Source organism: Psychrobacter sp. PSP, from assembly GCF_024085615.1.
Lineage (GTDB): Bacteria > Pseudomonadota > Gammaproteobacteria > Pseudomonadales > Moraxellaceae > Psychrobacter > Psychrobacter pacificensis.
Genome location: NZ_JABLTF010000017.1, coordinates 107,715 through 127,536 on the forward strand (window position 1 = coordinate 107,715; position 19,822 = coordinate 127,536).

Consider the following 19,822-nt stretch of genomic DNA (forward strand, 5'->3'; position numbering starts at 1 on the left):
TTGCATTGCTACATACTCTGTTATCGAACAGCGGCTTTAGATAGTACGGGCGAACTCTTGAATTTCAAAGACTTCGATCTTATCGCCAGCTTCGACATCATAGCCACGAACGGCCAGACCACATTCCATACCAGTACGTACTTCATTGACGTCTTCTTTATAACGACGTAATGATTGCAATTGACCAGTAAAGATAACTTGGTCATCACGTAATACGCGGATAGGTTTGTTGCGATAGATTGTACCTTCAACCACCATACAACCAGCAGCCGCACCAAACTTACTAGAGCGGAATACTTCACGAACTTCTGCAACACCAAGGATTTTCTCACGATGTTCAGGAGCAAGCATACCACTCATTGCAGATTTCACATCATCAATCAAACCATAGATGACACTATAGTAACGAATATCCATGTTAGCTGTATCTGCTTTACGGCGTGCGGTGGCATCTGCACGGACGTTAAAGCCTAACAATACCGCTTCGCTAGATTCTGCAAGTGTTACGTCAGACTCAGAGATAGGACCAACACCTGAACTGATAACTCTGACTTTTACTTCATCAGTAGACAATTCATTTAGGGCAGCTAGTAGTGCTTCAAGTGAACCACGTACGTCTGTCTTCAATACAATGTTCAAGAATGACACATCGCCTTGACCCATCTGATCGAACATGCTTTCTAAACGCATGGCATTTTGACGCTCAAGTTGACGCTCACGCTCACGGTTGGTTCTAAAGGCCGCAACTTCGCGCGCTTTTTTCTCGTCCGTTACTACTAAGAATTCACTACCAGCCGCAGGTGTTTCAGGCAGACCTAAAATCTCTACAGGAATAGAAGGGCCAGCTGATTTAACACGTTGACCATTCTCATCCGTTAGTGCACGTACTTTACCGTAGTGCTCACCAGCTAGAACCAAGTCGCCTTGTTTCAACGTGCCTTTCTTAACTAGAACACTAACCACAGGGCCACGACCTTTTTCCAGTCTTGATTCAATAACCACACCCTGTGCAGCACCGTCTAGTGGCGCCTCTAACTCCATTAACTCAGCTTGCAAGCTAATAAACTCTAGTAAGTCGTCGATACCTTCGCCTGTCTTAGCTGAAATACGGGCCATTGGTGTGTCGCCGCCCCATTCTTCTGTGACGACTTCTTTCGTTGTCAATTCATTGAGAACACGGTCAGGATCAGCATTTGGCTTATCCATTTTATTAATAGCAACAATGATTGGCGTACCAGCAGCACGTGCATGATCAATCGCTTCTGCCGTTTGTGGCATCATGCCATCATCAGCTGCGACGACAAGTACAACAATATCAGTTGCCTGAGCACCGCGTGAGCGCATTGCGCTAAACGCTGCGTGACCGGGAGTATCAAGGAAAGTGATAACACCACGATCGGTTTCTACGTGATAAGCACCGATATGCTGAGTAATACCACCTGCTTCGCCAGTCGCTACTTTGGTCTCGCGAATCTTATCAAGCAATGAGGTCTTACCATGGTCAACGTGACCCATGATAGTGACGACAGGTGGACGGGTTTGCACGTTACTGCTGCGCTCATCGACAGCATCTTGTAGATCGTCTTCGACCTTGGTATCACTGACAAGGACAGGGTTGTGACCCATCTCTTCAACGATCAGACTTGCTGTCGCTTGATCGATGGTATCTGATTCGCGAGCGATTTCACCCATTTTCATCAGTAATTTAATGACTTCACGAGCCTTGACTGCCATACGCTGTGCAAGATCTGCAACTGAAATTTGCTCACCAATCTCAACATCATAGACGATTTTTTCGACAGGTTTTTCAAACTTGTGCTGTGAGGCTTGTGTTGAACGCAAACCGTTTTTACGGTTTTTGATTTCACGCTCATCTTGATTCTTACGACGACGACCACGAGCACCCGTGCTGTTTGCACCGCGTTTGATTTCGCGACGTTCTTTTTCAAATGACTCTTCTAATGCATCACCGACCAGGCCTTCAGCCAATGGTTCATCTTTACGCACTTCTGCCACAGGCTCACGATCGGTATATTTACCAGCCATTTTACGCATTTGCTCAAGCGTACGCTTTTGCGCTTCTTCTGCTTGCTTGCGGCGTGTTTCTGCCTCAATTTCACGTAAACGTGCTTCCTCGGCTTCGCGTGCTTCACGAGCTTTACGCTCAGCAGCTGTCTCAACTTTAGGTTTAGTAGCAGCAACCTTTTTCTTCGGCTGCTCTTTAGGCTTGACTTCAACGGTGGCTTTGCTCGCTTTACCGCCTTTTTTGACGACAACTGACGTAGAAATATCATCGTTTTTGTCGTCTGATTTTTTGCTAGAGCCTAAGCTTGCACGCATTGCAGCTAAAGTTGCCGCTTGGCGCTCTTCTGCTTTTTTCTTGGTCGCAGCACGTTCTTCTGCTTCTTTAGCAGCACGCTCTTGAGATTCAATGAGAGCCTGCTCTCGCGCGGCTAATTCTTCAGCTATTTTCTTTGGATCCGGCTTCTCAAATACTTTCTTTTTGCGTACTTCAACATTAACGCTCTTAGATTTACCCGAAGAGCCAGTCACACGAGCGGTACTCGTTGTCTTAGATTTGAGACTAATACGACGCTTTTCGTTTTGACCATGACTTTGTTTTAAATACGTCACCAACTTCTCTTGCTCAAACTCGGTGACTAGGTCATCCTCTGCGCGAGCAGGCAGGCCAGCATCTACCAGTTGCTGCTTTACAGCACTTGTAGTTTTGCCTACCATTTCTGCCAGTTCTTTGACGGTCTTATCTGCCATTTATTATCACCTACTGTCTATTATTTGCTATATGTTCAATTCAGTTGTTGGCTACAAATGATTGGGTTAAGGCCAGTATTTACAGTATGTAGACACCAGCACTTTATTCTCAATAGCATATCACCAAAAGACAGCGATATGCAGTTACCGCTTATTCATCGAACCAAGATTCCCGAGCTTTCATGATGAGTTTTCCTGCAGTTTCGGAGTCTAATCCTTCGATATCTTCTAGATCGAAGACGGCTTGTTCTGCCAAATCATCCACGGTAATAATATCTTTTTGTGCCATTTTATAGGCCCAGCTGACTGTCATACCTTCAAGCTCTTGAAGCTCTTGACTTGGCTCTTTCATGTTCTGTTGTTTGACCAGCTCATCAGCAATGACGACGTCTTTAGCACGTTCTTGAATCATGTCGATTGCTTCATCGTCTAACCCTTCAATGTCATAGAAGGTATCGACTGGCACATAGGCCACTTCTTCGATACTGGTAAAACCAATATCAACCAGCGCCTGCGCTAGATCTTGATCAACTTCTAGGCGATCATAAAATAATTCAATAAATGCTTTTGATTCGTTTTCTTGACGCTGTTTGTACTCTTCTTCGAGCATCATATTCAGCTTATAGCCAGTCAACTCAGAGGCCAAGCGTACGTTTTGGCCTTGTGAGCCAATCGCGCGTGCCAGTTGATCGTTGGTGCTAAAGATAATATCTGCTGTTTGAGTGTCTTCATCTAAGATGATGCTGCTGACATCAGCTGGTTCTAAAGAGCTGATGATGAACTGAGCTGGATCATCTGACCAAACCACAACATCGATACGCTCACCATCTAGCTCTTGCTGTACTGCTTGGATACGTGTACCACGCATACCAATACAAGCCCCAACAGGATCAATCCGATGATCGTTGGTCTTCACGGCTATTTTAGCACGGGTGCCCGGCAAGCGAGCGACGTTACGGATTTCGATAATTTGTTCTGCAATCTCAGGTACTTCTTTTTGCATCAATGCTGATAGCATTTCAGGATGCGTGCGAGATAACAATAGCTGTGCACCGCGGTTTTCACGGTTTACATGATATAAGATGGCGTTGATACGTGATTTTGGACGTAGCTGCTCACGTGGCAACATTTGATCGCGTGACAAGTAGCCTTCAGCATTGTCGCCTAAGTCGATGATATAGCCATCACGTGTCTGTTTCTTGACTTCGCCATACATCATTTCACCAACACGCGGCTCAAAAGCGTCTGCCACAAGTGCGCGCTCAGCTTCACGGATTTTTTGGATGATGACCTGCTTTGCTTGAGTGGCTGCAATACGACCAAATTCAATCGATTCGATTTGCTCTTCTTTGATATCACCAATTGACCATTCTTCTTGATCAAGATCTGTGATAGCAAGCTGACAAGCAGGCATTTCATGGTCTTCATCTGCAACCACGGTCCAATAACGATAAGTGTCATAATCGCCAGTTGCACGGTCAATAGCTACTCGCACAGCCACTTCTGGCTGCTCAGTATATACTTTTTTCTTGGTCGATACCACCAAAGCGTCTTCTATGGCTTCAAAGATGTCTTCAGGATTTAAGCCCTTTTCATTACTGACAGTTTCTACTACCGTTAAGATTTCACGACTCATGCTATACCTGTCCTATCATTTTTTGATTGACTTAAATTTTATAATTTGGGTGTTGCTATCATATAGTTACTATAAGCCACATAAGCTATTTGAAGATGACACTGCTGATCTATGAGCAGCTGCCTAATAATATGTCGTTAGGCATCTTCGTAAACTAAGTTGGCTTTATCAATATTACTTAATGCAATCTCAAACTGCTCACCATCGCTTGACGTCAGTTTTAAAACTTTATCATCGATACTATCTAATGTACCTGTTGCTTTACGACGTTTTTGATCACCTGTGCCGATAGCTTGAATCAAACGTAAGCTTACTGTTTGACCCACATAGGCATGCATCTGCTCATCTGAGAAAAATGCACGGTCAAAACCAGGTGAAGACACTTCTAAAATATATTCACCAGCGATAGGATCATGAACTTCTAAGATACCGCTTACTTGATGGTTCACTGCGGCACAGTCTTCGATAGTAACGTGCTTATCTTGGGCTTGCTCTTCTGGCAATGCCTCAATATAAATACGCAATAAAGAGCGACGGCCTTGTGGCGCAAATTCTATACCCCATAGCGACACATCGCAAGCGGCCACAGCAGGGGCAATAATATTAGTCAGTTCTGCAACTTTAGTCGAAAGCTTCATAATCTCTTTGTATTTTCCTATTCGCTTATCTATCGTACTTAGTAAACCGTATCAAAGCTTTGCTCTTTTCGTACTTATATATAGTAAGAATTACGGTCATTATATAATGGTAAACCACAAACATATAACAGATGTTGTGCGTTTATATAGGGACGAGCCTAAAAAACATCAAGCTCAGCCAAACAATGCTTTTATTAGTTATAAAGCACTACTATCGATAAAAGCGTGAGGAATAAAAGATAGTGTTGCTTAAGGAGCATCGTGCCAGTGGCGGCCGATGATGACCAGTGACGAGTAATATCGTACTCTATAGACCTAGAGCTTAGCATAAGTAGGATAGATACCGCGATAACACTGACCTTCAGATACAAAAAAACCCACAAACATTATGGTGGGTTAATCGGTACTGACAAATTTAGTGTACAAGACATCAGTATAAAAAGTGGTAGCGGGGGCTGGATTTGAACCAACGACCTTCGGGTTATGAGCCCGACGAGCTACCAGACTGCTCCACCCCGCATCAATCTAGAACGCATATTATAGGGAGATAATGTAGAAGTGTCAACACTTTATTTAAAATAATTATAAATTAAGTGGTTGCTACTAAAAAATCCAACCTGACGCTATGCGGCGTCTGTGAAACTTGGTGCGATTGGGGGGACTTGAACCCCCACAGCTTTCGCCACCACCCCCTCAAGATGGCGTGTCTACCATTCCACCACAATCGCATTTTACCACCCTGTTCTCTAACTTCCTATCTACTATATATAATGCGTAAGGTAGGCATTAATAGATAAGGACTTGCGAAAACAGAAAAGCATTGTAAATGTAACCTACCAAAATAGCAAGCGCTGACTACTCAAAAGCCACTTATTCAGGATTTTGCGTCAATGGACGCGGCGTTTGCGGTGCTGAAACTGGCGCATCTAGACGAAACTGATCTTCAGCCTGCTTACGGGCATGCACCGCCAACGTCATACTGGTAATAAAGAATATGACCGTCAATACTGCAGTCGCACGCGTCAAAAAGTTAGCAGTTCCCGCCGCGCCAAATACGGTACCTGATGAGCCGGCACCAAAAGAAGCCCCAGCATCTGCCCCTTTACCATGCTGTATCAAAATCAAGCCGATCATGGCAATGGCCACGATAATATGCAGGGCTAATATAAACGTAAACATGGTGGCCTCTTTTGCCGCGTAATGACGACTGATAACGGAAAATAAAACATAAGGTTAATAAAAATAATGACTAGCATCTGATGATACCAAATCGATTATATAAATAAGGCGCATTGTACACGATTGCAAGGGTACTGTTAAACCTACTTTTACCAACTGATAAAACCATACTGTCTATCAGCTATGATACTGATATCTGAGCGTTATTTATTCGATTAAGCATTCGCTTGACTAAAAGCATCAGCGATCGCTAAGAAGCTATCTGCTTTCAATGAGGCACCGCCAACCAATGCGCCATCAATCATAGAGTCAGAAGCAAAGCTATCAGCATTATCAGCATTAACGCTACCACCGTATAAGACGGTGACTGTATCGGCCATATCAGCAAAGCCCGCAACGGTTTGCTTGATATGTTGATGAGTCTTACTCACTTCTGCCACAGTCGGTACTTTACCTGTACCAATTGCCCAGACAGGTTCGTAAGCGACGAGTAGCTTTTCAGATAACGATGCTGCTAAATCTGGTTGCTGAACAAGCATATCTTTAATCACTGAGAGTTGTTCATTGATAACGTCAAGTGTTTGACCATTATCATACTGTTCTTGCGTTTCGCCGATACAGAACACCACACCAAGATTTTGAGAAAACGCATGAGACAGTTTATTTATTAGACAGTCATGAGATTCTTTATGATACTGGCGACGCTCAGAGTGACCAAGTATCGTCCAAGTAGCTCCTGTATCTGCGACTTGCTGTGCTGAGCAGTCTCCGGTGTAAGCGCCTGTTCTTGCACTATGAGCGCTCACGTCTTGAGCGGCGCTGACTATTGAAGTATTTGCTAAGCGTGCACTGACTGCGGCCAAATGAATACAGCTTGGTGCTACCATCAATTTGCATTGACTACTAGAGGTTGGCGTTTTAGCTTGATTTTTAGCATCAACCTTAGTCAGCAGGTCATTTAACAGCGCATCAACATCATGGCTAGTTGCTGGATTCTGCTTCCAATTACCGATCACCCAAGCTTGCATACTTATTTACCTTGTCTCATGTATTCGCGCCAATTCGGCTCATATGCGCGCCAGTATAACAAATAATTCGTAAGTGCTATAGTAGTGTGCTGCCAGAAGCAGCGGTGCTTTTCAATACCTATGTTCAAAAATGACAACTAAAAACAGAGATTTTGATGTATTGATTGTTTAATCATTTGTAGAAAGCCTTTAAACTAAAATAAAGTCAAGTCGTATATTGTGTCTAACAGAAATTAAAAATTATTAAATGCTCTCTAAGTTATTACGAAAGAAGTAGAAATAACTTGCTGAATCAAAATACGTATCCATTACCGCAAATATATTAAAGCATATATAGTAGTCTGTATTCTAAAGCGGTGTGCAAACCCTTTATCAAGGAGAGGTCATAATGTCTATTACAACCAGTAAATATGGTGGTCTAGCGCAGCAGCTCATCAGTGATGGTGTCGTTAGCGAAGCAAATATGAAAACGGCACAGATTGAGTCGCAGGAGCAGAAAATCGGATTGGTGCCGTACCTTGTAGACAATAAACTGGCTGATTCTTATCACCTTGCTCAAATGTTATCACAAGCCTTTGGCGATCCTTTGTTCGATCTCGATGCGCTCAGCACTGATGTCATTCCAAAGGACTTAGTCGATGAAAAAATCGTCCGTAAGTTTAATGCATTGCCATTATTCAAGCGCGGCCAACGCTTATTTGTAGCGCTTAGTGATCCAACTCGTGTTGATGCTATTGATGCTATTGCCTTTAATTCTCGCTTGTCTATCGAAACGATTGTTGTTGAAGAAAACAAGCTAAAAAAGCGTATCGAAAGCGTTTACGTTGATACGATGCAGAGCTTTGACAGCTTCTCTGACAGTGACTTAAATGTTGGTTTTGAAGATGGTGATGACGATCAGGACGAAGGGACAACCAAACTTAATGATGGGGTCGATGAAGCACCTGTTGTAAAATTCGTCAATAAAATGTTGGTCGATGCTATTCGCATGGGTGCCTCTGATTTGCACTTTGAGCCTTACGAAAAATCTTTCCGAGTACGTTTTCGTGTTGATGGCGTGATGCAAAAGATGGCCAGTCCGCCAGTGCAGCTCGCTGGCAAAATTGCGGCTCGTCTAAAAGTCATGTCACAGATGGATATCTCAGAGCGCAGAATACCACAAGATGGTCGTATCAAGCTCAAAATCTCTAAGACCAAAGCCATCGATTTCCGGGTAAACTCATTACCAACCTTATTCGGTGAAAAAATCGTTTTGCGTATCCTAGATCCTTCATCAGCCATGCTTGGTATTGATGCGCTAGGGTATGAACCTGATCAGCAGGAGATGTTTTTAGAAGCGCTGCACAAACCGCAAGGTATGCTACTGATTACTGGCCCTACTGGTTCTGGTAAGACAGTCTCTCTTTACACAGGTATCAATATCTTAAACACTGGTGCCACCAATATTTCAACCGCCGAAGACCCTGTGGAGATTAACCTTGAAGGTATCAATCAGGTCAATGTCAACGCTAAGGTCGGCCTAACCTTTGCTAATGCGCTCAAGTCTTTTTTGCGTCAAGATCCTGATATTGTCATGGTTGGTGAGATTCGTGACTTGGAGACTGCCGAGATCGCTATTAAAGCGGCACAAACAGGGCATATGGTACTCTCCACCCTACATACCAATTCAGCACCCGAGACATTAACGCGTTTGCGTAATATGGGAGTGGCGTCTTTTAACATTGCAACGTCAGTCAACTTAGTCATTGCGCAACGTTTGGCGCGGCGACTGTGCAATAACTGTAAAAAACCGATCAATATCCCTCGTCAAAGTTTGCTAGAGATTGGTTTTACTGATGCAGATTTGGATAATCCAGACAACGTGATTTATGAGCCAGTGGGCTGCAATGAGTGCCGTGAAGGTTATAAAGGCCGTGTAGGTATTTATGAGGTAATGAAGGTCAGCCCCGACATCTCACGTATCATTATGGAAGATGGCAATGCCATAGATATCAAAGATGCGGCGCTCAAAAATGGTTTTCGAGATCTACGCCGTTCTGGGGTCTTAAAAGTTCTGCAAGGTGTCACTAGTATTCAAGAAATGATGCGCGTTACTTCTGAATAAGTAGCATAAGCATTAAGTCGTATATGCAACTATTAGGGCGTGTTGAACATTCGCAAATAGGCACTGCTGATCGCTAAAATTGTTCCAGACAAGGCACAAAGCGACGATAATGCAGATGCCTTAGCGAGATTTGTAACGCAGTATGGGGCAATTTTAGCATCAGCCCCAACGATAAAAGCAGGGGACAGGACTCTTTTTTGCCGCTTCATCGTTAAAAATAAGCGCTTAGAGTGACTAAACTTATTATTTTTAACATCGAATCGCCTAAAAAATAGTCGCTGTCAGTGCCATGGTCGAATGTTCAACACGCCCTAATCTTCTAGTATTTTTCTTTCTAAAGGCTCCTAACGTAGAAATACTATCTAATAGATATACTTAAAAATAAAACAGATAGGCACTGGTTTTTTGCGCTAAAATAAAGTATACCAGCCAACAATTTTGTCTGGTATTCTGCTTTATGTTTGCAATATCTATATTAGACAATCTCGAGGGTAGTAATATGGCAAAAGCTAAGACTGACATGCTGTTGGACTTTGTCTATGATGGCGTAAACCGGCGCGGGCAAAAGGTGAAAGGCGAAACCACTAGTCGTAGCTTAGAGTTAGCCAAAGCTACTTTACGCAAGCAAGGGATCACGGTTAAAGGTATCAAGAAGAAACCAAAACCGCTCTACACCTTCAAAAAACCAATTAAAGCCATTGATATTGCGATTTTTGCGCGACAATTGGCAACGATGATGAAAGCAGGTGTCCCGCTGACTCAATCTTTTGAAATTGTAGCAGATTCGCTTGATAATCCGAGTATGAAAGACTTGGTGCTACAAATCAAAGCTGATATCGAAGCAGGTGGCACCTTTGCTTCCGCCCTACGTAAACACCCTCGTTACTTTGATGATCTATTCTGCTCACTTGTCGAATCGGGTGAGCAATCGGGTGCGCTAGAGACCATGCTTGAGCGTGTAGCGACTTACAAAGAAAAAAGCGAACTACTAAAAGCAAAGATTAAGAAAGCAATGAAATATCCGATTGCTGTCATCGTAGTTGCCATTATCGTTACTATGATTCTACTAATAAAAGTCGTGCCTGTATTTTCAGACCTATTTGAGTCATTTGGCGCAGAGCTACCTGCTTTTACTCAAATGGTAGTGGGTATGTCTGAGTGGATGAAAGCATGGTGGTTTATTTTAATTATTTTTATCGGTGGGGCTATTATCGGATTTTCAGAAGCCAAAAAACGCTCTAAAAAATTCCGTGACTTTTTAGACCGTGCGGTACTAAAAGCACCAATTTTTGGCAATATTGCTTACCAAGCAATTATTGCGCGCTTTGCTCGTACCCTATCTACCACTTTTGCCGCTGGTGTACCTCTCATTGATGCGCTAGATTCTACTGCTGGTGCGACCAACAATGTCGTGTTTTATAATGCCACTCAACAGGTCAAAAATGACGTTTCTACTGGTCAGCAACTACAGTTCTCCATACGTTCAACCAATTTATTCCCAAGTCTCGTTATTCAAATGGTGGGTATCGGCGAAGAGTCTGGTAGCTTGGAAGAAATGCTAGATAAAGTCGCTGTCTACTACGAAAACGAAGTCGACAATGCCGTTGATGGTTTGACCAGCTTAATGGAACCTATGATCATGGCTGTACTGGGTGTATTAGTTGGTGGTCTGGTCATTGCGATGTACTTACCAATCTTCCAAATGGGCTCAGTCGTAGGATAATGGTTTAATGCAATTCATACAGTTACTACAAGAAAATATAGCTCTAGCCTTGGTCGTATTTGGTTTGTTAGGTCTTTGTGTTGGCAGTTTTTTAAATGTTGTGATTCATCGTATCCCACTTATGATGATTTACGGTTGGCGACAAGAATGTAGCCAATTTATGATCGAACAGGCCGATATGCCACGCGAGCATACGTTACCTATAGCGAATGTCGTGGCTACTGACCAACCCATTACTTTGAGTCGACCTGCCTCACGCTGCCCCCATTGCGCTCATAAGATCAGATGGTATGAAAACATACCCTTAATCAGCTGGCTGGCACTAAAAGGGCGCTGCTCAAACTGCAAAGCTGCGATTGGTTTGCGTTATCCTGTAGTTGAGTTAGTAACCGCTTTACTATCGGTGCTCGTGATCTACAAATTCGGCGTCAATGCAACTGGATTGTCAGCGCTCGTTTTAGTGTGGACACTAGTGGCTCTAACCGGTATTGATTTTGATACGCAGCTACTACCCGATCGCCTGACTTTTCCACTAGCAGGTCTAGGATTGGCCGTCAACTCACAAGGCTGGTTTGTCTCACCAACGCAGTCGATATGGGGTTTACTCTTCGGATTTTTATCACTCTGGATCGTCGTTAAAGTATTCTACTTAATCACTAAGAAACATGGGATGGGACAAGGTGATTTTAAATTACTAGCAGTATTAGGTGCTTGGCTCGGGCCCATGATGTTGCCATTAATTATTTTATTGTCATCCTTGCTTGGGTCGATCGTCGGAATAATCTTGATGAAAAAACAAGGTGAGAGCAGGCCTTTTGCCTTTGGTCCTTACATTGCTGTCGCAGGTATTGTTGCTTTATTATACGGCTCAGATATCGTCAGCTGGTATCTTGGTATGTATACTTACTGAGTCTTGATAGTAAGCTTTTTACCCTAATCTATAAGCATAATTACTGATAAGCAATTTCTTCATTAGTCACTGCTTTTACTACCTCTGTCAAATAAGCCATCATTATGTCAAATAAAGCCGCACAATCTTATTCGCGTCAACCACAGAAACTACAGACAAAAAACAAGACGCTCGTCGTTGGTTTAACAGGCGGGATCGGTAGTGGCAAATCCGCTGCTAGTGCTTGGTTTTCTGAGCAAGGGATTGATATTATCGATGCCGATGTGATCGCTCATGAGATCGTTACTAAAGGCAGCGATACTCTGCGCAAAATCCAAAAACGGTTTGGCGATTGGGTATTAAATGATGATGGGTCAATGGATAGGGCCGCTGTACGCACGCACGTATTTGCAAACCCTGAAGCGCTTATTGAGCTTGAGGCGATCACGCATCCAGCGATACGTGAGACAGCCAAAGCACAGTTAGAGTCTAGCACCTCAGCTTATGTGGTATTGTCCGCACCCCTACTCATTGAGGGAGCAGAAGCGGGTCTTGCCAATTTATGCCAACGTATCCTTGTGATGGATGCCACCGAAGACACGCAGCTTGCGCGTGCCAGTCAGCGTGATGATCAAAGTATTCAAAAAATCAAAGCCATTATGACCAACCAGCTTAGTCGTGAAGAGCGCAATCGTCATGCAGACGATATCATACTTAACGAGAGCGACCTTGCCTCTCTATACTTACAGCTAGAACCCCTACACCAAGAGTACCTTAAGCTTGCCCAGCAGCTAAAGTTCGCTGGCGATTAACCTCATACAGTGCCATACCAGTAGCGACGCTTACGTTTAAGCTTTGTAGGTTGCCATGCTCGTTTCCTGACATCGGAATATAAACCAGCTCATCGCAGCTCTCCATTGTCAGGCGGCGCATCCCCTCTCCTTCTGACCCCATAATGATGGCTGTTTTGCCAGTCAGATCAGCGGCATGGATAGGCTTCGCATCGGCATTGAGCGCCGTACCAAACACAAATACTCCTGCGTTTTTGATGTGCGAAAGTGTACGTGCCAAATTGGTGACACTAATAATCGGCATCATCTCTGCGGCCCCAACAGATACTTTAGCGACTGTGGGCGTCAGGCTTGCTGCATGGTGCTTCGGACAAACCACGGCGTCCACACCCATTGCTACGGCTGTGCGCAAGCAAGCGCCAAAGTTATGTGCGTCTGTGATTTGATCTAGCACTAACAATAAGCACTGTTCGCGACCAATAATGGTATCAAGCAGACCTTCATCAGCAAAACCTAGCGGACGAGCATTGAGTACCACGCCTTGATGCTGCGGGCTACCACATAGCTGTGTCAGCTTATCTTTTTGGGTCGGCTGGATACTGATACCATTAGCTTCCGCCTCAGCCATAATGGCTTGTACATGGCTGTCACTCTCGCGTCCCTGTTGCACAAACAAGCTAAGACCATCCAAAGGGCGGTGTTTAAGTAACGCATCAATGGCATGAATGCCGTAAAAATAAATGGGTTTTGCCATAACAGGCCTATTAAGTATTAGGTGGATATCGCGCTAAGCGATGGAATAAGAAGAATGTCATTGGCATTGAGCACTGCAACTCGTTGGCAATGAGGGAGCGATTAAGTCAGCACTAAAAACAGAAATAAACAATACCAATCTGATATTGTTTATTGTTTGGTCATTAATATTTGATGGCGTTAGCTGTTCACTGATGATGCTAGCTTAATTGCAGCCAATGTTAACTTAATCGCATTGTTGATAATATCAACCTTCTAAATGGCAGACATACTGGACGATTTCTTCGGTACGTAGATTGAAACCGCTATTGCCTTCGACAACAAACGATTGACCAGCACGGTAGTAGCTAAACTCGTCATCACCATTAATTTTCACTTCACACTCGCCGCCGGTGATTTCGATACGCTCGGATGTATTGGTGCTAAAGTGATAATGCTCGACCAAGTTATCACAAGGTAAGATCACACCCAAGGTTTTGTGACGACCGTCTTCAAACATAATGGTATGGCTGGAACAGCGACCATCATAAGATACTGTCGCTTGGGCATTAACTGTTACGTTAGTAAATTGCGCCGCTGTCATAGTGGCTTCCTTATCAAATAATTATGGTAAAACTAAAAAATAAGTAACTGGTTACCGCTAGAGCCGCGTCATCAACACACCTCTCTGCACTGAGTGCGGTATCCTTCTCTACTAGATATCTGCGTGCTAAGAGTAGCCACAGGTTCTATGAAAACGCTTTGGAATAATGACTGATTGGCATACTCTTCTCACTATACGCCTGTAATTTTACAAAATCATGACTCGTTATCATGCACCGTATGTCATCAATATAACAAGAAGATTTTATCATTATGTGAGATTATGCTACCACATTATCTCTATAAAGTTTGTTAAAGCGACTAGGAAAATACTGTTTGATGCTAAGCTTAGATAGACTTATTTATCTGCTTTTATGCCATTAACACATCATTATACTGGGTCTATTTTTATGAATTTTGTCCGAAATCGCGCTTAGTATATAGACATAATTTTGCTATAATCAACCCTCTTAATGATTGATATTACAGCGATTACTCATTGCCAGTTCTTGATAATTTTGTGGTAATCTTCCAATCACAAATTCGATTATACACTCCCTTAATGTTTGTATTTGAGCACATTTAGCACCATACTGTTTGCCTACAATATTTATCTATTTAGTGTCGTTAAATAGATAAATTCATTGCTTTATTTATCTTATTTTATAGATGGCTTCTTAAGATTTATATGAAGTTCATTGTCTGTCATGAGAGGCGTTGATGCTAGTATCATTAACTTTACATCAGTTTGCGTTGATCGCTCAGCATGAGCTGAGTGTCGCTGAAGGCTTCAATGTCATCACTGGTGAAACAGGGGCTGGCAAGTCGTTATTGCTGGATGCACTATCCTTGTGTGTAGGTGCACGCGCAGACAGCGCGATGGTCAGACATGGCGCAGACAACGCAGAGATTTATGCTCAGTTTGATGTACACAACAACAGCGTCATTGCCGAATGGTTTGCCAAGAATGATCGGGCGCTAGACGAGCCTGAAGTACTTATTCGGCGGCAGCTGAGCAATACTGGTCGCTCAAAAGCATGGCTGAATGGTTCGCCTGCCAGTTTGGCTGAGCTAAAAAGCTTGGGCGCATTACTGGTCAATATTCATAGCCAACATGCTCAGCAAGCCTTACTTAAGCCGCAGTTTGTGGTGAATTGGCTCGATGAGATGGCACAAATAACGCCACTCACGCGTCAGACAGCCAGTAGCTATCAGCAGTATCAGCAGCTAAAGCGTCGCGCTGATGATATTGCAAGTCGCGAGGCTCAGCGTCAAGACCGTATTCAACTTTTACAAAGCCAACTGGCAGACATCACCCCTCTATTGGCTGTGGACTATGCAGAAGTTGAATCTGAGCACGAGGAGCTCTCTAATATTGAAGCTTTGATGATGGAAGCCAGTCATGGCCTGCATCTGCTCGACAATGATACCGATGAGCCAGATGTAATGACCTTGCTCGGGCAAGTAATCAAACTTTGCGATCATCAAGTTGGTGTCAGCCAAACCTTTGAGCAAGCCTCTGAGCAGCTGCATTTGGCGCAGCAACAAATCACCGAGGTGACGGTGCTACTGTCAGATTATGCCGAGCAGCAACTGCCCGACCCTGAGCGCTTACAAGCATTAGACAATCTCATCAGTTTAGGTCATCGCTTATCACGTAAGTACAACTTGCCAGCGAGCGATTTGATTGATGAAGCAAAAGCTTGGCAAGAGCAATTAGAACAGTTAGAAAACGAGCCGAGCAGTGATGCGATGGCCGAGCAAATTGAGCAAGCTTGGCAGGATTATCTAGCACTGGCCACACAGCTAAATCAAGAGCGTACAAAAGCGGCACCAACCATTAGTAAACAGCTTATAGAACAACTACAACCGCTTGCCTTACCCAATGCGCGCTGCGAGTTCGTTTTTACCAAAAAGACAGAGCCTAGCCAGTACAATGCACATGGCTGCTACGATATTGATTTATTGTTCAGTGCCAATGTCGGTATGCCCATGCAGCCACTGCATAAAATCGCCTCAGGTGGTGAGCTGTCACGAATGGCGCTGGTCATGCAAGTCTTGCAAGCAACCAACGCTGATAACAACGCTGCCAAACCCATGCTCGTATTCGATGAAGTCGATGTCGGTATCAGCGGCGGTACGGCGCAGGTGGTCGGCGAGCTACTACGCGCGCTTGGGCAAACGCAGCAATTGCTCGCGATCACTCACCAAGCACAAGTCGCGGCGCAAGCGCACCAACATATCTTGGTACAAAAGCACCATCAAGAACAGACCGAAAGTGAACTGATAATACTGACAGGCAGCGCGCAAGTAGATGAGCTGGCGCGTATGTCTGGTGGCGTTACGATCACTGATGTGACTCGCGATCATGCTCGTAGCTTGCTGTCTGATGTCAAATGACACATTAATTGTCGTTAAATCATCCAGCACGATTCATCAAAAAAGTACTTGTTAAATCTTTGTGGCTATCAATAGCAGTTGGAGTGAATCTTGCTTTTCTACTGGTTATCACCATATAGTGGTCTCTCACCCTTACTATTCGGTTGTGTTTGTTTCTATGCCTAATACCAATTTGACCCATCACTTCTTAATTGCGGCGCCAGAGCTGTCAGACCCAAGGTTTGAGCAGGCGCTCATTTATATCTGCCGCCATGATAAGCATGGTGCGCTAGGTCTAATGGTCAATCGTCCGTTAGAGCAGGCGCGAGTGGGTAAACTGCTAGAAGATTTAGATATTGAAGTGACTAATCCGCAAGTGATGGAAGATGTGGCGTTAGAAGGTGGCCCTATGTATCCTGAGGTGGGCTTTGTGCTGCATACAGGTCAGCCTGAATGGGCGTCTTCTTTTGCGATTTCAGAGAATGTCTGCATCACCACCAGCCAAGATATTCTAAAGCGTATCGCGGCAGGTCAAGGTGTCGGTCACTATCAACTGTGCTTGGGTCATGCCAGCTGGGGCAAAAAACAGTTAGACCAAGAACTGGGTAATGGTGATTGGCTCGTCTGCCCTGCCGATCTGACTTTATTGTTTGATACGCCGTTCGAAGAGCGCTGGCAAATCGCCGCTGACAAAATCGGCGTCAACTTTGACTATCTTAGCAGTGACATCGGTCATGCTTAATAGCACATGCTCTATGAATACAGATAAAAAAGGATAGCCTTTAATATGGTATATAGCCCTTTTATAGCAAATGATGAAGATACCATTGATGATGACATTGACACTAATGGCAAGGTTAGTGGCAATATGAGTGACATTGAGATTGATGCCATTGAACCAAAGATCAAACCGCATCTTATTTTGGCGCTAGATTATGGTGTCAAAAAAATGGGCATGGCACTCGGTAATAGCTTGACCCAAACCGCACGCGCTTTTGACATCTTGGCGATGAATAATGGTCAGCCCGACTGGGACAACCTCATCGGTATTATCAAAGTCTGGGGCGTGGCACAAGTCGTGGTCGGCCTGCCACTTAATATGGATGGTAGCAGCTCCATGCTCTCAAAACGCGCACATAAATTCGCGCGGCGGCTGGCGCATAGAATTATGGAGCAGCATCTGCCAGTGACCGTATCATTATGTGATGAGCGTTTAACCTCTATCGAAGCAAGAGAAATCGCATGGGACAACGGCTGGATCAAGCATGAACGTGATCCGATTGATGATATCTCTGCTTGTATCCTGATGTCGACTTACTTTGCGGATCCAAATAGTAGTATCGCTATTGATGCGGTCAAAGCAGACTAATTAGGCAGATAGGTAGAAGAAACTGTTATTTCTGTCGCACCATTTTGCTACATCGTACCTACTCACAGATAAATGACTGATTACTATGACCACTGCCCTAGACCAAGACTTGCATACTAAGTCGCAATCTGGTTTTGCTCCGCTTGCTATTGCTCGTATTAGAGGCGCGCAGCGTGCAAATCAGATAGCGATTTACCTGATTTATGCTGCTATTTTCGCATTTACGGTCTTTGGTACTATTGCCAGTATCAAGACATTTCATGATAATCAACTACTGTATCAACTGTTTTACAATCTGCCCTATGCCTTGGTTGCATTGACCATTCCCATTACGCTTTATGATGCTTTTGTGGTTTATCGTTATCGCTTAAACCAACCCTCGATGATTGCCATGAGTATTGGCGTATCGACCATCATATTGATCGGTGGCTTATTATTTGCTGATACGGCATGGTTAGGACTGTCCTGTTGGTTGGGTGTGGCATTTTTATTCAAAGTCAGTTTTAAGCGCTTTTTTAACTTCTTAGACGTGGCAAATACTGACAAAGAGACAACAGCCGTAGACGATCTAGACAGTACACCTCAGTAAGTGATTAAACAAACGATCCATTCTTTAACCTACCTACTTAGCTTTACGATAATGACTATGACTACTTCTATACCAGATACGACCATCGACCATCATCTAGACACGCAGGGGCTGATCTGTCCTGAGCCTGTGATGATGCTGCACCGAGTCATCCGAAAAGCAGATAGCGGTGAGGTGATTGAGATACTGGCCACTGACCCTGCTACCACTCGCGACATTCCAAATTTCTGTCGTCATCTGGGTCATGAGCTGATGACTCAAGAAACACTGGCAGAAAACATCAACCTAGACGCTGACCCTGATGAAATCACTATTGATGGCGATGACACCATGCCAGCAAGCGCGACGCTGTATCGTTATGTGGTGAAGAAAAAAAGTGGTTAACTTATATCTGACCTATATCCGAGCATCTTATGAGTCGTGACCGCGCCGTACAACAGCGTCAGCCCAAAGCGCTGGCAGTCGATGATGAACCGTCTTATATGACTGAGTTTCGTCAAGCCATGCTAGCACGTGGTTTGGCGACGCGTACCCGTAATGCGTATGTGCGCGACTTGCGTTCTTGTGAGTTGACCAACCCACTCGCCCTGACCCGCTGGCAGCCTGATGATGTGCTGCACTGCCTTTCGCTGCTTGCCCAAGATGGTAAAACCCCACGCACCCAAGCGCGTATGCTCTCAAGTCTGCGTCAGTTCTATTTATGGATGATAGCGAGCAATCTGCGCGAAGACAATCCCTGCGAGCGTATCAAAAGCCCAAAGCTTGGACGCCCGTTACCAAAGGATTTGGCCGAGGCTGATGTCGATAATCTCCTTGCCGCACCTGATACCAGTACGGCGCTTGGATTGCGTGACAAAGCGATGCTAGAAGTGCTCTATGCCTGCGGTTTGCGCGTCAGTGAGCTGATTAATCTGTCACTTGAACAAGTCAATCTAAACGCAGGCTGGCTACAAATCACAGGTAAAGGCAATAAAACCCGACTGGTGCCACTCGGTGAATACGCCAGCGATGCGCTAGAAGATTATCTGTCTCATGGGCGCGGCGATCTGATTGCCCATCTAAAATCTGGCAATTGCCAAGCAGTGTTTTTGACCGCGCAAGGCGGCTATATGACGCGGCAGAACTTTTGGTATCTTATCAAGCGTTACGCCAAAGTAGCCAGTATCGACAAGGAACTATCACCGCATACGCTGCGCCATGCCTTTGCCACGCATTTGCTCAATCATGGCGCCGATCTGCGTAGTGTACAGCTATTGCTTGGTCATAGTGATTTGTCTACCACACAGATTTATACCCATGTAGCGACGGCAAGATTGCAGCAATTGCATGCGGTGCATCATCCACGTGGTTAGCGCGAGCGCTTAATTTATATATTGACTCATCAGCAAAG

General features: G+C 44.4%; 17 protein-coding genes and 2 tRNA genes. 10 read left to right on the plus strand and 9 right to left on the minus strand.

Translation table 11 applies throughout. The annotated features are described in order from the left end of the window. Positions 1–36 precede the first annotated feature (36 nt). The 7 genes from infB to tpiA form a co-directional block, all read right to left on the minus strand. Positions 37–2,772, minus strand: coding sequence for a translation initiation factor IF-2 (gene infB, locus HL061_RS08085; protein WP_071002603.1), 2,736 nt, complete (start codon positions 2,770–2,772; stop codon positions 37–39). Positions 2,773–2,923: 151 nt separating this feature from the next. Beyond that, complete coding sequence (nusA, locus tag HL061_RS08090) at positions 2,924–4,408, minus strand: transcription termination factor NusA (RefSeq protein WP_071002604.1); 1,485 nt, start codon at positions 4,406–4,408, stop codon at positions 2,924–2,926. Between the two features lie 137 nt (positions 4,409–4,545). Then, positions 4,546–5,046: a ribosome maturation factor RimP gene (gene rimP / locus HL061_RS08095; RefSeq protein WP_058023609.1), complete on the minus strand. Its 501-nt coding sequence runs from the start codon at positions 5,044–5,046 to the stop codon at positions 4,546–4,548. Between the two features lie 443 nt (positions 5,047–5,489). After that, positions 5,490–5,566 (minus strand) — tRNA-Met (locus HL061_RS08100). Between the two features lie 124 nt (positions 5,567–5,690). Further along, a tRNA-Leu gene (locus HL061_RS08105) sits at positions 5,691–5,774 on the minus strand. Between the two features lie 142 nt (positions 5,775–5,916). Next, a complete protein-coding gene (gene secG, locus HL061_RS08110; protein ID WP_021814138.1) occupies positions 5,917–6,225 on the minus strand; it encodes a preprotein translocase subunit SecG in 309 nt (102 codons plus the stop codon). Between the two features lie 215 nt (positions 6,226–6,440). Next, a complete protein-coding gene (gene tpiA, locus HL061_RS08115) occupies positions 6,441–7,253 on the minus strand; it encodes a triose-phosphate isomerase (protein WP_240365721.1) in 813 nt (270 codons plus the stop codon). Between the two features lie 388 nt (positions 7,254–7,641). On the opposite strand from tpiA, the gene pilB reads away from it, so the two are divergent. The 4 genes from pilB (at position 7,642) to coaE (ending at position 12,781) form a co-directional block, all read left to right on the plus strand. After that, a complete protein-coding gene (gene pilB, locus HL061_RS08120; protein ID WP_252962705.1) occupies positions 7,642–9,357 on the plus strand; it encodes a type IV-A pilus assembly ATPase PilB in 1,716 nt (571 codons plus the stop codon). 499 nt (positions 9,358–9,856) lie between these two features. Next, a complete protein-coding gene (locus tag HL061_RS08125; protein WP_252962706.1) occupies positions 9,857–11,080 on the plus strand; it encodes a type II secretion system F family protein in 1,224 nt (407 codons plus the stop codon). A 7-nt stretch (positions 11,081–11,087) separates the two neighbouring features. Next, a complete protein-coding gene (locus HL061_RS08130) occupies positions 11,088–11,990 on the plus strand; it encodes an A24 family peptidase (RefSeq protein WP_093069694.1) in 903 nt (300 codons plus the stop codon). 104 nt (positions 11,991–12,094) lie between these two features. Then, positions 12,095–12,781: a dephospho-CoA kinase gene (gene coaE, locus HL061_RS08135; RefSeq protein WP_252962707.1), complete on the plus strand. Its 687-nt coding sequence runs from the start codon at positions 12,095–12,097 to the stop codon at positions 12,779–12,781. On the opposite strand, the gene rlmB is transcribed toward coaE, so the two are convergent. Both rlmB and HL061_RS08145 read right to left on the minus strand, forming a co-directional pair. Continuing rightward, positions 12,744–13,514: a 23S rRNA (guanosine(2251)-2'-O)-methyltransferase RlmB gene (gene rlmB, locus HL061_RS08140; protein ID WP_093069689.1), complete on the minus strand. Its 771-nt coding sequence runs from the start codon at positions 13,512–13,514 to the stop codon at positions 12,744–12,746. The genes coaE and rlmB overlap by 38 nt on opposite strands. Before the next feature lie 246 nt (positions 13,515–13,760). Then, positions 13,761–14,096: a pyrimidine/purine nucleoside phosphorylase gene (locus HL061_RS08145; protein WP_058023616.1), complete on the minus strand. Its 336-nt coding sequence runs from the start codon at positions 14,094–14,096 to the stop codon at positions 13,761–13,763. Between the two features lie 719 nt (positions 14,097–14,815). Here HL061_RS08145 and recN point away from each other — a divergent pair. The 6 genes from recN (at position 14,816) to xerD (ending at position 19,784) form a co-directional block, all read left to right on the plus strand. Beyond that, positions 14,816–16,495, plus strand: coding sequence for a DNA repair protein RecN (gene recN, locus HL061_RS08150; RefSeq protein ID WP_252962708.1), 1,680 nt, complete (start codon positions 14,816–14,818; stop codon positions 16,493–16,495). Between the two features lie 157 nt (positions 16,496–16,652). Continuing rightward, a complete protein-coding gene (locus HL061_RS08155) occupies positions 16,653–17,216 on the plus strand; it encodes a YqgE/AlgH family protein (protein ID WP_071002612.1) in 564 nt (187 codons plus the stop codon). A 126-nt stretch (positions 17,217–17,342) separates the two neighbouring features. Further along, on the plus strand, positions 17,343–17,843 hold the full coding sequence (ruvX, locus tag HL061_RS08160; protein WP_071003723.1) for a Holliday junction resolvase RuvX: 501 nt from the start codon (positions 17,343–17,345) through the stop codon (positions 17,841–17,843). A gap of 85 nt (positions 17,844–17,928) precedes the next feature. Next, positions 17,929–18,432 carry a hypothetical protein gene (locus HL061_RS08165; RefSeq protein ID WP_071002613.1) on the plus strand — a complete coding sequence of 168 codons (504 nt, stop codon included), beginning with the start codon at positions 17,929–17,931 and terminating at the stop codon, positions 18,430–18,432. 57 nt (positions 18,433–18,489) lie between these two features. After that, entirely contained in the window at positions 18,490–18,816 is a 327-nt protein-coding gene (gene tusA, locus HL061_RS08170) for a sulfurtransferase TusA (protein ID WP_071002614.1), read from the plus strand. 29 nt (positions 18,817–18,845) lie between these two features. Further along, positions 18,846–19,784 carry a site-specific tyrosine recombinase XerD gene (gene xerD, locus HL061_RS08175; protein WP_071002615.1) on the plus strand — a complete coding sequence of 313 codons (939 nt, stop codon included), beginning with the start codon at positions 18,846–18,848 and terminating at the stop codon, positions 19,782–19,784. Positions 19,785–19,822: the final 38 nt, after the last annotated feature.

What these genes read in the sequence shown, in the direction of transcription:
- infB (WP_071002603.1), bottom strand. Translation starts at nt 2,772, where the DNA reads ATGGCAGATAAGACCGTCAAAGAACTGGCAGAAATGGTAGGCAAAACT.
- nusA (WP_071002604.1), bottom strand. Translation starts at nt 4,408, where the DNA reads ATGAGTCGTGAAATCTTAACGGTAGTAGAAACTGTCAGTAATGAAAAG.
- rimP (WP_058023609.1), bottom strand. Translation starts at nt 5,046, where the DNA reads ATGAAGCTTTCGACTAAAGTTGCAGAACTGACTAATATTATTGCCCCT.
- secG (WP_021814138.1), bottom strand. Translation starts at nt 6,225, where the DNA reads ATGTTTACGTTTATATTAGCCCTGCATATTATCGTGGCCATTGCCATG.
- tpiA (WP_240365721.1), bottom strand. Translation starts at nt 7,253, where the DNA reads ATGCAAGCTTGGGTGATCGGTAATTGGAAGCAGAATCCAGCAACTAGC.
- pilB (WP_252962705.1), top strand. Translation starts at nt 7,642, where the DNA reads ATGTCTATTACAACCAGTAAATATGGTGGTCTAGCGCAGCAGCTCATC.
- HL061_RS08125 (WP_252962706.1), top strand. Translation starts at nt 9,857, where the DNA reads ATGGCAAAAGCTAAGACTGACATGCTGTTGGACTTTGTCTATGATGGC.
- HL061_RS08130 (WP_093069694.1), top strand. Translation starts at nt 11,088, where the DNA reads ATGCAATTCATACAGTTACTACAAGAAAATATAGCTCTAGCCTTGGTC.
- coaE (WP_252962707.1), top strand. Translation starts at nt 12,095, where the DNA reads ATGTCAAATAAAGCCGCACAATCTTATTCGCGTCAACCACAGAAACTA.
- rlmB (WP_093069689.1), bottom strand. Translation starts at nt 13,514, where the DNA reads ATGGCAAAACCCATTTATTTTTACGGCATTCATGCCATTGATGCGTTA.
- HL061_RS08145 (WP_058023616.1), bottom strand. Translation starts at nt 14,096, where the DNA reads ATGACAGCGGCGCAATTTACTAACGTAACAGTTAATGCCCAAGCGACA.
- recN (WP_252962708.1), top strand. Translation starts at nt 14,816, where the DNA reads ATGCTAGTATCATTAACTTTACATCAGTTTGCGTTGATCGCTCAGCAT.
- HL061_RS08155 (WP_071002612.1), top strand. Translation starts at nt 16,653, where the DNA reads ATGCCTAATACCAATTTGACCCATCACTTCTTAATTGCGGCGCCAGAG.
- ruvX (WP_071003723.1), top strand. Translation starts at nt 17,343, where the DNA reads ATGAGTGACATTGAGATTGATGCCATTGAACCAAAGATCAAACCGCAT.
- HL061_RS08165 (WP_071002613.1), top strand. Translation starts at nt 17,929, where the DNA reads ATGACCACTGCCCTAGACCAAGACTTGCATACTAAGTCGCAATCTGGT.
- tusA (WP_071002614.1), top strand. Translation starts at nt 18,490, where the DNA reads ATGACTACTTCTATACCAGATACGACCATCGACCATCATCTAGACACG.
- xerD (WP_071002615.1), top strand. Translation starts at nt 18,846, where the DNA reads ATGAGTCGTGACCGCGCCGTACAACAGCGTCAGCCCAAAGCGCTGGCA.